The following is a 13362-nucleotide window of genomic DNA, read 5'->3' on the forward strand; positions in this document are numbered from 1 at the left end:
TATCTGCCAAATGCTACAAATAAAACCTTGGAAGTGCATACTTCCAAGGTTTTATTTTGTCGGCTGTTTATTGTTAAATTTGCTGCTGAAAAAAATCCATAAATGCGACAACTTGTCGTGGCTGAAATAGCCTTGATGGGTAAAGAAACTGTAAGCCAATCTGTTGTTTATCTTTATTACTAAAACCGAGAATATAGTCATCAAGTAGCGTCACTAAATGACCCTTAGTCAGATCATCGCTAATATCTACCATTGATTTTAGAGTAATCCCGGCACCATCAATTGCCCATTGCCTGATGACCGCACCATCACTGCTACTCATAGCCACAGGCACGCGAATTACCTGGTCTTTAAAATGCCAATCATTCATCGATTGACCCAATCGCTCCATTACTAGGCAGCGATGATTTAATAAATCGCTTGGCTGCAAAGGTTGGCCATGTATTTTTAAATATTCAGCTGAAGCACATAGCACACGTTGATTGGCCTTGATCATTCGGCTAATCAAATTGCTATCGGGTAAGTTTCCAAAGCGAATAGCAATATCTATACCTTCTTCAACTAAATTGACTAAGCCATCGGTTAAATGCAGGTGTGGTTTGACTTGTGGGTTTTGTGCTACAAATTTAGCTATTGCAGGGGCAACAAACTGTTGACCAAAGTCAGAGGGCGCGGTTATTTTGAGACTACCCGAAAGAGTGTTTTTACTGAGCTGAATACTTTGCTCTGTGGCATCAATTTCAGCAATTACTCTTAAACAGCCTTGATAAAACTGCTCTCCAGCCTCGGTTAATTTAATACTGCGAGTATTACGTATTAAGAGTCGGGTTTGATAGTGATTTTCAAGTTGGTTGATACGTGCCGTCATACTCGCAGGCGATAAACCGATTTTTCGCCCCGCTGCAGCAAGCCCACCAGAGCGCACCACATGAACAAAAAGCTGCATATCATCAATCTTTGCCATCATTCTTTACTCTTTATAGTTCAGTATTAATGAATAGTGTTTTTGATATTAACTCAATTATCAAATTTAAGTAAATAGTTAAACTGGTTGTACTCATTATCAACAGAGAAAGCTTATGCGTTTAGATCATGTACTAATTTCTAGTTGTGATTACCAAGCGATGCGACAGTTCTTTATTAATTCAGTTGGGCTAAGTGAAGGGTATCGTCCGCCTTTTCCTTTCGAGGGGGCGTGGTTATACGGCAGCGATAACGTTGCTTTGATTCATTTGGTTAATGCCATGGGTAATAAAGCGCAACAGGGTTACTTATCAGCATTAAACAGCAAAATCCAAGGCCGAGGAGTGATAGATCACATTGCCATTCGTAGCATGGGTTATCAAGGCTTGAAAAGTCGCTTAGCGCAAACCGGAATAAGTTATTTCGAGCGAACCGTGCCAGAGCTACTAGAGCACCAAGTATTTATCCAAGGGCCAGAAGAGATGAAGGTCGAAATGCTATTTAGCAGTGATGAAGTTTAATTTAAATCCAGATAAACATTATTTATAAGAGAGTTAGTTATGTCTATAGAATCCTTATTTGAAGCTAAAACCCTCGGTGGCATGGTCACTCAAAATAGAATTGTGATGGCACCTATGACCCGTTCGCGAACTGCGCAACCGGGCGATATTCCCACTGAACTGATGGCCACTTATTATGCGCAGCGTGCAACTGCGGGGCTGATTATTTCTGAAGCAACACAAATTTCTGCTCAGGGCAAAGGTTACTCATTTACGCCAGGTATTTACACGCAAGAACAAATTGAAGGTTGGAAGCAAGTAACACAGGCTGTGCACAAAGAAGGCGGTAAAATATTTTTACAACTTTGGCACGTTGGTAGAATGTCGCACTCTTCATTTCATCATGATGGAACGCCAGTTGCCCCATCTGCACTTGCTCCAAATGCACAAGTTTGGGTGGTAGGCGATGATGGAGAAGGACGGATGCTTGACTGCCCAACTCCACGAGCTCTAAGTGTTAAAGAAATTAAAGAAATAGTAAATGATTATAAGCAAGCGGCAATTAACGCGATTGAGGCTGGTTTTGATGGCGTTGAAATACATGGAGGTAACGGGTATTTAATTGATCAGTTTTTAAGACGTTCAGCAAATAAACGCACAGATGAATATGGCGGTAGCCAAGAAAACCGTATTCGTTTTGCCTGTGAAATTATTAATGCAATTAGTAATGCCATTGGTGCTCATAAAGTGGGTGTTAGATTAGCGCCTTTTATCACTCAGCGTGGTATGGATGATAGTGAAGCAATTGACACGATTTTATTAGCAGCAAAGCAATTTGAGCAAATTAGTATTGCGTATATTCATCTTGCCGAAGCGGACTGGGACGATGCACCTAGTGTAACACCAGAGTTTAGAGCCGCACTTCGCCAGTATTTTAGCGGCGCGATTATTGTTGCCGGTAATTATACCGAGCATTCAGGTGCGCAGCTTATTGAACAAGGCCTTGTTGATTATATTGCATTTGGCCGTCGTTTTATTGCCAACCCAGACTTACCGTATCGTATACAAGAGCAACTGCCACTAAATACCATTAGCGATGGTAGTACATTGTTTGGCGGTACAGCCAAAGGTTATACCGATTACCCTGCTTATCAAAAGTAGTTTTTGTTTTAACTGAGAATATAAGGATTAAAAATGGTTAACTTTTCAAAATCATCAGTTACTTTACTGATCAGTGGGCTGTTTAGTGGTGCCAGTTTTTCAGCTGAATTTAGTTTATCGAGCCCTGACTTACAGCAAGGGCAAGCAATAAAGAGTAAACAATATTGGAATAGCTTTGGCTGTCAGGGGAGTAATGTTAGGCCACAACTTAAATGGCAAAATGCGCCTAAAAAAGCCAAAAGCTTTGCCGTGACAGTGTATGACAATGACGCACCAACTGGCAGTGGTTTTTGGCACTGGCTAGTACATGATATTCCCCTAGCTAGTAACTCGTTATCTTCAACGATTTTGCCCGAAGGAGCCATTGAAGGTAATACAGATATGGGTAAGCCCGGATACTTTGGTCCATGTCCACCAGCAGGGCGCAAGCATAGTTACACTTTCAAAATATATGCCCTAGATGTCGAGGAATTAGCTGTTCCGCAGGGGGCAACAAGTGCACTGACAGGGTTTTTCATACACCAACATACGCTGCAAACAGCCGAGATCACAGTAACGGCAGGGCCGCGTTAATTAGTTTAGGAGATAAAAATGAAGGCTTTATCTTTACTCACACTTTTAACTGCACTGTACAGTAGTGGGTTGTTAAATGCGGCCCCCTTATCTGAATAATAAGATAGTTGGCCAAGAGATTTCTATTTCAATGCAATTTGAAGCAACAGCACAAGGTAGCTCTGATGGTAGGGCCGTTTCTTCAAATTGAGCCTGTTAATCACGATACTATTTCGCACGTACGTTCACATCAGAAGGGGGCATGAATATAATTATTGTTAATACTGTTTGGAGTCACCTTTTAGGCGTAAAGTTGAAAAGCCGGTAAGCGGAGGCTAGGCTGTAAAATATTCTGTTACATTTCCATCATTCACTTTATTAAAAGAGTGACACAAGATGAGTATTTAACTAACCCCGACTTTTAGGAAATTAAATGTCTTATCGTCTTTTATGTGTGTTGTTTATCATATTGCTATCAGGGTGTACTTCTTTGTCCCAAGATGAGTGTTTGCAAGCGAATTGGCAGCAACTAGGTTATAGCCATGGCATGAAGGGGTATAGCTTGGAGCAAGGCCAAGAAATTGCATTGTCCTGTCGCGAATTTGGTGTATCCCCTCAGCTCAATGAGTATCAAGCGAGCCATCAACAAGGACTTGCTGTGTATTGTGAACCTGAAAATGGTTTTACATTAGGTTTACGAGGTGAAGCTTACAACAGTGTGTGCAATAACACGCAATTTAGAAAAGCATGGCAAGAAGGGAATGAACATTACCAAGTCGAGACAAGAAAAGCTGAGATTGATGCACGCCTTGATAGTATAAATTGGCGGCTTGATGAAATTAGAAGTGAGCTGAGTGCTTCAGCCTCGACAAGCAATCAACGAAAAGAGTTACGTCGTGAACGTGAGCAATTAGAAGATGAAAGCAAAGACTTAAGGCGAGAAAGGGCGTTAATGCCCTTGCTTAATAAGCTGCCTTCACTGCATATTGAATATGAACTTTAGCGTGTAACAACTATGGCAGCCAAGGAATAAATATTTTGCGCTTTAAAAAAGTGAGTGTGTAATTTAAAGCGCATTAAAAGTACTTAAGGTATCTATTTAGGCGCTCCTTTATTTGCCTCGCTGTACCAAAGAGTCATAAAAAATTCGGTGAGCTTATGCTCTATTTCAAGTGCTTTTTCTGTTGGACAAAATAATGTAAAGCTCGCTTTAAAATCCCCTAATTCTGTGGTGCTAAAGTGTATTTCTGGTTCAGGACCAGAAATTTTAGCGTCTAACTTTCGCTCAATAATAGAGTTGTAACGGCCTGCTACATCCTTAAATTCCTCACAGTATTCTTTTGCTTTTTCAGTTAAAGTCGAATAAATAGGATAAGGGTTAAAACTTTCTTTGCGTACAATGTTAAAGTGATGGGTGGTAAAGCGCTTTACAAAGTTTAGATTTTTTATTGGGTGAGTAATAAGCTTATTGTTCGGAATGTAAATAGTCTTACGTGAGAACTGGTAAGTATGCATATCAATCTCATGCATGGTAGTTTTAATCCAATCAGTTTCTGCAATCTCACCATAATATTCACCGACCTGCACCCAGTCGCCAACCCGAAAAGGGCGTGTAGTGACTAAGTAAAAAAAGCCAATCACACACTGAATAAACTCTCTTGTTGCAAGCACAATAGCAACAGCAAATGCGGCGATCGATAACGCAAAATTCTGAATTTCTGTTGACCACACGGACAATAATAGCAGCACCATCACTAAGTTTATAAAGTGTTTTATATTATGTGAAATATAACGAATATCTTTTTCTTTTTTTTCAGCGCGGTAGCGTGCTAGCTTTGCAACAATAATTTTAAGGCTGTACGCGATGATAATTACTACCAATGAAGCGAAAACAGGGTGTTGTAGTAAATCTGTATTCATAATTTCCTAGGGTGGAGTCATTATTACACTTAACATATTAGCTAAGTTTGACTACTTTCACCACGCTTGAACGAGGCGAGAAAGGTAATAAAAAGCCTTGTGGCGTTAACGACAAGGCTTTTTATATAATTCTATGCTGATAATGCTTATCTCATAGTAACAAATTCTTCAGACCCCGTAGGGTGAAGCGCTACAACAGAGTCAAAATCTGCTTTTGTTGCACCCATCTTCATGGCGACAGCAAAACCTTGGATCATTTCATCTACGGTGAAGCCAATACCATGCAAGCCAACTACTTTTTCATCAGGGCCAGCACACACAAGCATCATATTACAGGCTTGACGGTGCTGAGTCACAGCGGTGTACATAGCAGCAAAACTTGATTTATAAACTTTTACGTTTTCTTCGCCGTATTGAGAAATAGCTTCTTGCTCGGTTAAGCCAATGGTACCAATTGGCGGATGACTAAATACAACCGTTGGGACTAATTTATAATCCATTTTTAAATCATCAGGCAAGTCTTTATTAAACAAACGCTCAGATAAGGTGCGGCCAGCTTTTACTGCAACAGGTGTTAGCTCGATCCCATTTTCGATTATATCACCGACGGCATAGACGTTTTCGGCTGTGGTGTTTTGGTATTCATCAACCTTAACATAACCACTTTCGTTAACTTCAACACCGGCTGCTTCAAGATTGATTTTATCGGTTGTTGGCGTGCGGCCAATAGCCCAAATAACTTCATCAACGTTTTGGCTATAACCGCTTTCGAAGTGAATAGTTAAGCTACCATCGCTTTCTTTTATCACTTCTTTTGGCGAGCACTCAGTATGAAGCGTAGGGCCTTCTTTAGCCATAATATCTACAAGGGTATCTATTATGTAAGGGTCAAAAGTGCGTAAAGGCTTAGATTTACGGACGAATAAATGCGTTTCAGTACCAAGACTATGCAGTACACCAGCAATCTCAACCGCAATGTAGCCCGCGCCAATAACAGCAACACGCTTTGGTTGTTCACTTAATTCAAAGAAGCCATTTGAATCAATACCGTGTTCAGCACCAGGAATATTAGGAATCGTTGGACGGCCACCTACCGCAACAAGAATATGATCGGCAGTGTATAATTCACCGTTCACTTCAACGGTTTTATTATCCACAAACTTAGCAAATCCTTTAATTACATTGACACCATTACTGGCTAAATATTTGTCGTAGCCCTGGTGAATACGGCCAATATAGGCTTCACGACTTTCTACCAATTTAGCCCAACTGAAACCTTTTAGCTCTACGTCAAAGCCATAATCGGGTGCATAAGCATTAATTGCTTCAGCAATTTGTGCGCCATGCCACATAACTTTTTTTGGAACGCAACCAACGTTCACACAGGTTCCACCCATGTGCTGTGCTTCAATGAGTGCTACTTTAGCACCACGCATTGCAGCGCGATTAGCGGATGCTATTCCACCACTGCCGCCGCCAATTGCGATGTAATCAAAATGCTGAGCCATTTTCAGTCCTCAAGTATATTAAAACGTAATGGGTTGATGATAACACATGGTAGACCCGTTAAAAGCCCCTTGTATTTCGCTAATTTGCCCCAACCTCAAATTCATATTCTTAATGATTTGTGAGCTAACATGAGCGATTTAAAAAATAACCCACTGATAGGCCTTGAAGGCCTTCCGCCATTTTCAAAGATTAAACCAGAGCATGTTGTGCCAGCACTTAAAGCGAGTATAGCGTTGTGTCGATCAAAAATTGATGAAGTGTTAGCGAATAAGTCATTTACATGGGATGGCCTCGTGCTTCCACTTGAGGAGGTGGATGATAAGCTATCACGCCTTTTCTCACCGGTGTCGCACATGAACTCAGTTCTCAATTCAGATGAGCTTCGAGCAGCGTATGAACAGTGTTTACCATTAATTTCAGAATACTCGACTTTTGTAGGACAGCATCAAGGCTTATTTGATGCTTATACTACGCTTTATGAGAGTGATGAATTCCAAACGTTGACAAAAGCTCAACAGAAATCAATTACCAATGCACTGCGCGACTTTAAGCTTTCAGGTATCGCGCTTGCTCCGGAACAACAAAAACGCTATGGCGAAATTAGTGCGCGTTTATCTGAATTGGCAGCTAAATTTGGCAATAATGTGATGGATGCAACACTTGCTTGGCAAAAGCACATTACTGATGAAAGTCAGCTTGCCGGTTTACCTGAATCAGCACTAGCGCTTGCGGCAGATACAGCAAAAAGTAAAGAGTTAGAAGGATGGTTATTCACGCTAGACTTCCCATCATATTTGCCTGTCATGACCTATGCAGATAACCGTGAATTACGCGAAGAGACTTACACCGCATTTTCAACACGAGCCTCGGATCAAGGTCCGAATGCTGGTGAGTTTGATAACTCTGCGATCATGAGTGAGGAACTTGCGCTTCGTCATGAGCTGGCTCAATTACTGGGTTTTGACTGCTATGCCGAAAAGTCACTTGCGACAAAAATGGCGGAAACACCTGAACAAGTATTCTCGTTCTTAGAAGATTTAGCCGCTAAGTCAAAGCCACAAGCAGAGCAAGAACTTGCTGAGCTGCAAGCATATGCCAAAGAGAAACACGGTATTAATGAACTTGCTGCATGGGATTACGGCTACTATGGTGAAAAGCTAAAGCAAGAAAAGTACGCAATATCAGATGAGGTATTACGACCTTACTTTCCAGCAAATAAAGTCCTGAGTGGCCTATTTGAAACGGTAAACCGCCTATTTGGCATTACAGTAAAAGAAGTGGCTGATGTAGATACTTATCACAAAGATGTGCGCTTCTTTGAGATTTACGATAGCAGCAATACCCTACGAGGTCGCTTTTATTTAGATTTATACGCACGTGACCACAAGCGTGGTGGCGCCTGGATGGACGATTGCATGGGCCGAAAGGTTCGTGCAAGTGGAGAATTGCAAACACCCGTTGCTTATTTAGTATGTAACTTTAATAAAGCGGTTGGCGAAAAACCAGCACTGTTTACGCATAATGAAGTTACTACTTTATTTCATGAGTTTGGCCACGGTATTCACCATATGCTTACTCAAGTTGAAGCTGCGCCAGTTGCAGGTATCAATGGTGTTGCATGGGATGCAGTGGAATTACCGAGTCAGTTTTTAGAGAACTGGTGCTACGATGAAGAGGCGTTAAACTTAATCTCAGGTCATTATGAAACAGGTGAACCATTACCAAAAGCGCTACTTGATAAATTATTAGCCGCTAAAAACTACAATTCAGGCATGCAAATGCTGCGTCAAATTGAGTTTTCGTTGTTTGATTTTAGAATACATAATGATTACCAGACGGGTGAAGAGTGTCAAATTCAGACTCGACTTGACGAAGTACGTAGTCACACATCGGTTGTTAAGCCTCCTGAGTTTAACCGGTTTCAACATGGCTTTAGTCATATCTTTGCTGGTGGCTATAGTGCGGGGTATTACTCGTACAAATGGGCAGAAGTGCTTTCGGCTGATGCTTTTTCTCGTTTTGAAGAAGAAGGGATTTTTAATGCAGCAACAGGCCAAGCATTTTTAGAGAATATTTTGGAAAAGGGCGGTAGCGAAGAGCCAATGGAATTATTTAAAGCGTTTCGTGGACGAGAGCCTAATGTAGATGCACTTTTACGTCACAGTGGTATTGCCTCGTAGGCACAATAAAATACTAAAAGCGCCGAACTGGCGCTTTTTTAGTTTTAAAGCAGAAAAAACAAATAAATTATCGCAAAATCAGTGCTCCGTACTATGCTTTTTAAGTGGGTGACAATAATGGAGCAAGGTATGTCAAAACTGGTTTTAGCAATTGATGATGATAAGTACGTACACCGTGTTATAGAAGAGTCTTTAGCAGGGTTTTGTAAAATCATACATGCTAAAAATGGTGATGAAGGACTTAGACAAGCAAAAAAGTATAACCCAGATATTATTTTACTTGATGTCGAAATGCCGGGGAAAACAGGCTACGAAGTATGTCGAGAGCTTAAATCGATTGAGCAAACCAAAGATACGCCCATCATGTTTTTGTCTGGTAAAAGTGCACTCCCAGAGCGGGTGAAAGGCTATAATTCAGGGGCTGCTGATTACATAGTTAAACCATTCAATGCTGAAGAGCTGATTGCGCGGATCCGCGTTTTATATGAATACAGACAGCACTCAATCAAACTCAAAAGTGATATTGAGCGGGCGCAAATAACCGCTGAAATTGCGATGACTGACTCTGGCGATATGGGACGAATCATGCGTTATGTAGGGCAGACTTATCATGCGCATGATATCGAGACTCTATCAGGTTACTTTTTTGATTTTTTTAAGCCTTTAAACTTAGATGTCGTAGCTGCATTTTGGTACGAAGAAGTGGGGGTGTTTTACTGTGATGATGGTGCAGTGTGCCCGCTAGAACAAGAGTTATTAGAAAAGCACCGCTATGCAAATCGTTTTGTCGATTTTAGCAGTCGTACAATCGTTAATTATCCGAAGGTTTCTCTTTTAATTAAAAATATGCCGTTGGATGATGCTGCGCTATATGGTCGTTTTAAAGATCTATTCCCACATATATTAGAAGTAACAAACGCCAAGATACAAGATATGGAAGTCAATGAAAGGGCGTTATCTCAGGCTCATACCATTGGTAATGCATTTAATGAGTTATCTTCACAGATGTATAAAAACAGCGATGCTCGTGATCTGGAAACAGCAAAGTTTGAGGCTCAATTAAACCAAATGCGTGATGTAATCGCTCAACATCCTTCGTTAAATGATAATCAAACATTGCTTACACAAATAGAACAGCTGGCACAGGTACAAAAATCTTTCAGTGTTCTCAACGAAGATCTTACCTATATTAAATATCAATTGAATCACATCATTGAATCGCGTAACGAATTAATTATTAGCCTAAGTAAAATCGCAGAGCCAGAACACACAAACGACATTACATCGCAAACAGATATTGAGCTATTTTAGTGCTATAGGCTGTGGCAATTGATATACTTCGCACGCTACTTACGGTCGGAGTTTTATTTTGGTTATTCAGTGTTCTTTTAAAGAAATGCGTACATATCTTAACGAGTTAGAGCAACGCTTTGGGCTGGATAGCTGGGCTGCTCAACAGACTGGGTTTGCGCTGCGTTATGATGAAAAAGGGTTGAGCTTATATAAAACCGATGAACCAAAGCTAGGTGCAATTTCTGTTGATTTTGTGACAGGCGCTGCTGCTCATAGACGTAAGTTTGGTGGTGGTAAAGGACAATCAATCGCAAAAGCGGTGGGATTAAACAAAGGGGCAACTCCCGTTGTGTTAGATGCTACCGCAGGCTTAGGTCGAGATGGATTTGTCTTAGCTTCTTTGGGCTGTAAAGTGATTCTCCATGAACGTCACCCTGTTGTTGCTGCGTTACTCTATGATGGTTTACAGCGAGCCTATAATGACATTGAAATAGGCCCTTGGATGAAGGAAAACATGAGCTTGGTATTTGGCTCTAGCCATACGTTGCTGGCACAGTGTGCGAGCGTTCCTGATGTTGTGTATCTTGATCCTATGTTTCCTCATCGTGAAAAGTCAGCATTAGTAAAAAAAGAGATGCGTGTATTTCAAGATCTTGTAGGGGCCGATACCGATGCGGATAACTTATTAGATTTTGCTTACCCGCTTGCGAGTAAACGGGTTGTGGTTAAACGGCCTGATTATGCGCCATTTCTAAATGACAAAGCACCCAGTATGCAAATCAAAACCAAGAAGAATCGCTTTGATGTGTATGTTAAAGCGGCCATGGTCTAATCGCTTTATAGGATTAATGTGGCTTATTCGTTCATGTCACTGACACCATACTTTGACATAGATTGAGCGGTGAAAATAAGTCACTGTAACGAGACACTACACTGAGAGAATCATACTTTCTGCGCTTTTCTGTACTGACTTGGCGTTAAGCCATTAAATTTTTTGAACGCTTTGTAAAAAGAAGAGCGCGAGTTAAACCCGGTCGCCATCGCGATATCAAGTACCGATTGATTGGTATCTGTAAGCATGTGGTTGGCACTCTCTATTCTTGCATCATTGATAAAATCAAAAAATGTTGTACCCAAGTGCTGTGATAATGTTTGTGATATATATTGCGAGGGCTCTTTTGCTATTGCAGAGAGTTTTGCCAGCGTTAACTCAGGATCAAGGTGTGCCTTATCATCATTTATAGCACGGGTTAGCTTTTCTGAAATCACTGATAAGTCATGGTTAGTTAATGCTGAGCGTTCGTATGCTTTTGTTGGTTGTTGTTGGCTTTTAACGTCTGTTGGTGGTGGGTTGTCTTCAAAGCCTGGGCGTTGTTGTAACCCATTGGCACACATTACCCAGACAATGGTGACAAGCATTACCAATGCGCCGTTCTCAGACACGCCGATAAACTGTAACCGATTATCAAGCAGCAATACTGCTAGCGCATATACCCAGGAAAAGGCGATAAGTAAGGAAACACCACTAAACCAGCTTAGGCTCTTCCCTTGATCATTTGAAAATACATTCTTCAACTTATTTCTGTATTTGACCGTTCGCTTTAGCATCATGACAACGTAGCACCAGCTGAGCACGCACCAAAATATCACCGTGGCAAAAAATGTACCGGAAAGTAGATGAATATAAGTGTCGTCATGGCTCTGCTCTGAGAAAAACATGGCGTTAAAGGATGGTTTTGGTAAAAGGAAAAGAGCCCCCCCCAGAGCGCCAGCGAATAGCAGCGGGAAAAGATGCTTCCACATAGCTGGCGTCCACTGCCATTGATGCTCTGCTATCAATGCTTCGTGATAAAACCACAGACTGGGCAATAATAAGAAGAACAACAAAGGCAACACACTGATGTACAGCTGAGTAAGCCAAGGCAAAAAAGCAGAAATAATAGGGCCAGTAGAAAGCAGTCCTAAACATAACAGTATAAGGATCAACGGTTTTTTTGATGGTGAAGGCGTTTGCATCGGCATTAATATCAGCGTAAAACTTGCGACCGCCATTGCCATTGTTGATAAGAAAATTTCAGTCATTCAATCAATTCCTATTTTTTATTGCTCAACGTCGCCGTATTTTGTCTTCGCCACATTGTGCGAATACCCAACTCACTTCATCACTAATTGTTGTAATGCATTCGGACAGTATTATAAGCGCGTTAGCAGCAAAAAATGTCCGAGTTATGTAGGAAAGACGATTGAAGACACTTTATTCGTTAGTATGGACGCATTAATTACACAGTTTAATATTAAGGAACCGTTTATCATGAATCACAACATAAGTGATCAAAAGACCTCGAACCATATACACATGCGGTGGGGCGCGAGCGCTTTTTTTGCCATGCCGATGTGCTACATCGTTATGTTTTTAATTTATGGCGTTGCGCTTTCAATTCCTCAAACTGCGTCTGTAAGTGATAAAATTGCGTATATTGAATCACAACAATCCTTACTTAGTCTCGCGAATATTTTTGGTTATCTCGTATTCGGAGGTTTCTTATTTATTGCAGTACAGGCAACGCATGCACGTCTCAACGTATTATCATCTCATCTTCTAAACGCCGCAAGCGCATTTGGCTTTATTTGGGTCGTGTTTATGTTCGGCTCAGGTATGGTTGCACTCGTTGGTATGAACACGATGGTTTTGTTGTTTGCCAAAGGGAGCTCACATGCGGATACCTTGTTTTATGTTTATACCACCGTGGTTAATGGTTTAGGCGGGGGAATTGAGTTGGTCGGTGGTATATGGGTATTGCTTATTAGTATTCATGGCCTAAAAGCAGCACAATTAGCAAAAGGGTTACATTTACTAGGGCTTGTTGTTGGTGCTTTAGGTGTGCTCACGCTGTTTCAGTCAGTGCCAGAGTTGAAAGATGCATTCGGCTTAAGCCAGATAGTATGGTTTGTTTGGATGGGGTGTGCCTTACTAAAAAGCCGTGCTGAGAGAACGCAGTGAAGCGATTCCCAGATTAAAGTGTGCTACCGACTGTTGCGTTGCAGCAACAGTACAGCAAAAATAACCTTTATATTATGGAAAGACTATAAAAATGGCTGCTCTAATACTCTGTAAATACTTAAACTCACTAACGATAGCTATTTACCAACGACAGCCTTAAGTTGGTAAGTCCAAACACATACATGTACAAACGCGATGCCAGAGTATAGTTTCATTTTATGTCGCTGTGTGACTTTACATTGTTCGTAAGCTATTTGTTAATTGCAAACTATGTTTATCATGC

At 41.1% G+C, this 13362-nt stretch carries 12 protein-coding genes; 8 read left to right on the forward strand and 4 right to left on the reverse strand.

The genetic code is table 11. The features are described 5' to 3' along the window. Positions 1-73 precede the first annotated feature (73 nt). Complete coding sequence (locus ATS75_RS13400) at positions 74-967, reverse strand: LysR family transcriptional regulator (RefSeq protein WP_058560925.1); 894 nt, start codon at positions 965-967, stop codon at positions 74-76. A 112-nt stretch (positions 968-1079) separates the two neighbouring features. On the opposite strand from ATS75_RS13400, the gene ATS75_RS13405 reads away from it, so the two are divergent. The 4 genes from ATS75_RS13405 to ATS75_RS13420 all read left to right on the forward strand — a co-directional run bounded on the left by ATS75_RS13405 (position 1080) and on the right by ATS75_RS13420 (position 4179). After that, a complete protein-coding gene (locus tag ATS75_RS13405; RefSeq protein WP_058560926.1) occupies positions 1080-1484 on the forward strand; it encodes a hypothetical protein in 405 nt (134 codons plus the stop codon). A 39-nt stretch (positions 1485-1523) separates the two neighbouring features. Beyond that, the gene (locus tag ATS75_RS13410) at positions 1524-2624 is read left to right on the forward strand and encodes an alkene reductase (protein ID WP_058560927.1); all 1101 of its coding nucleotides are present in this window, start codon (positions 1524-1526) and stop codon (positions 2622-2624) included. A gap of 33 nt (positions 2625-2657) precedes the next feature. Then, positions 2658-3197, forward strand: a complete 540-nt coding sequence (locus tag ATS75_RS13415) for a YbhB/YbcL family Raf kinase inhibitor-like protein (protein WP_058560928.1) — start codon at positions 2658-2660, stop codon at positions 3195-3197. Positions 3198-3609: 412 nt separating this feature from the next. After that, positions 3610-4179, forward strand: a complete 570-nt coding sequence (locus ATS75_RS13420; RefSeq protein ID WP_082665483.1) for a DUF2799 domain-containing protein — start codon at positions 3610-3612, stop codon at positions 4177-4179. Between the two features lie 92 nt (positions 4180-4271). Here the strand turns inward: ATS75_RS13420 and ATS75_RS13425 are convergent, their stop codons facing one another. Both ATS75_RS13425 and gorA read right to left on the reverse strand, forming a co-directional pair. After that, positions 4272-5096: a mechanosensitive ion channel family protein gene (locus ATS75_RS13425; protein WP_058560929.1), complete on the reverse strand. Its 825-nt coding sequence runs from the start codon at positions 5094-5096 to the stop codon at positions 4272-4274. A 146-nt stretch (positions 5097-5242) separates the two neighbouring features. Then, positions 5243-6604 (reverse strand): glutathione-disulfide reductase, encoded by a 1362-nt coding sequence (gene gorA / locus ATS75_RS13430; RefSeq protein ID WP_058560930.1) that lies wholly within the window; start codon positions 6602-6604, stop codon positions 5243-5245. A gap of 129 nt (positions 6605-6733) precedes the next feature. On the opposite strand from gorA, the gene prlC reads away from it, so the two are divergent. From prlC to ATS75_RS13445, 3 genes are all read left to right on the forward strand, one after another. Next, positions 6734-8785, forward strand: coding sequence for an oligopeptidase A (gene prlC / locus ATS75_RS13435; protein WP_058560931.1), 2052 nt, complete (start codon positions 6734-6736; stop codon positions 8783-8785). Between the two features lie 129 nt (positions 8786-8914). Further along, positions 8915-10096, forward strand: a complete 1182-nt coding sequence (locus ATS75_RS13440; protein WP_058560988.1) for a response regulator transcription factor — start codon at positions 8915-8917, stop codon at positions 10094-10096. Between the two features lie 58 nt (positions 10097-10154). Then, the gene (locus ATS75_RS13445; protein WP_058560932.1) at positions 10155-10910 is read left to right on the forward strand and encodes a class I SAM-dependent methyltransferase; all 756 of its coding nucleotides are present in this window, start codon (positions 10155-10157) and stop codon (positions 10908-10910) included. Positions 10911-11020: 110 nt separating this feature from the next. Here ATS75_RS13445 and ATS75_RS13450 read toward each other — a convergent pair whose 3' ends face one another. Continuing rightward, positions 11021-12160 carry a helix-turn-helix domain-containing protein gene (locus tag ATS75_RS13450; RefSeq protein ID WP_058560933.1) on the reverse strand — a complete coding sequence of 380 codons (1140 nt, stop codon included), beginning with the start codon at positions 12158-12160 and terminating at the stop codon, positions 11021-11023. A 229-nt stretch (positions 12161-12389) separates the two neighbouring features. Between ATS75_RS13450 and ATS75_RS13455 the strand changes: the two genes are divergently transcribed. Continuing rightward, positions 12390-13079, forward strand: coding sequence for a hypothetical protein (locus ATS75_RS13455; protein ID WP_152996226.1), 690 nt, complete (start codon positions 12390-12392; stop codon positions 13077-13079). Positions 13080-13362 lie beyond the last annotated feature (283 nt).

Source organism: Pseudoalteromonas sp. H105 (genome assembly GCF_001469215.1).
GTDB lineage: Bacteria > Pseudomonadota > Gammaproteobacteria > Enterobacterales > Alteromonadaceae > Pseudoalteromonas.

Bases quoted from the DNA above. Each gene is read 5' to 3' on its own strand.
- ATS75_RS13400 (WP_058560925.1), bottom strand. From the start codon at position 967: ATGATGGCAAAGATTGATGATATGCAGCTTTTTGTTCATGTGGTGCGC.
- ATS75_RS13405 (WP_058560926.1), top strand. From the start codon at position 1,080: ATGCGTTTAGATCATGTACTAATTTCTAGTTGTGATTACCAAGCGATG.
- ATS75_RS13410 (WP_058560927.1), top strand. From the start codon at position 1,524: ATGTCTATAGAATCCTTATTTGAAGCTAAAACCCTCGGTGGCATGGTC.
- ATS75_RS13415 (WP_058560928.1), top strand. From the start codon at position 2,658: ATGGTTAACTTTTCAAAATCATCAGTTACTTTACTGATCAGTGGGCTG.
- ATS75_RS13420 (WP_082665483.1), top strand. From the start codon at position 3,610: ATGTCTTATCGTCTTTTATGTGTGTTGTTTATCATATTGCTATCAGGG.
- ATS75_RS13425 (WP_058560929.1), bottom strand. From the start codon at position 5,096: ATGAATACAGATTTACTACAACACCCTGTTTTCGCTTCATTGGTAGTA.
- gorA (WP_058560930.1), bottom strand. From the start codon at position 6,604: ATGGCTCAGCATTTTGATTACATCGCAATTGGCGGCGGCAGTGGTGGA.
- prlC (WP_058560931.1), top strand. From the start codon at position 6,734: ATGAGCGATTTAAAAAATAACCCACTGATAGGCCTTGAAGGCCTTCCG.
- ATS75_RS13440 (WP_058560988.1), top strand. From the start codon at position 8,915: ATGTCAAAACTGGTTTTAGCAATTGATGATGATAAGTACGTACACCGT.
- ATS75_RS13450 (WP_058560933.1), bottom strand. From the start codon at position 12,160: ATGACTGAAATTTTCTTATCAACAATGGCAATGGCGGTCGCAAGTTTT.
- ATS75_RS13455 (WP_152996226.1), top strand. From the start codon at position 12,390: ATGAATCACAACATAAGTGATCAAAAGACCTCGAACCATATACACATG.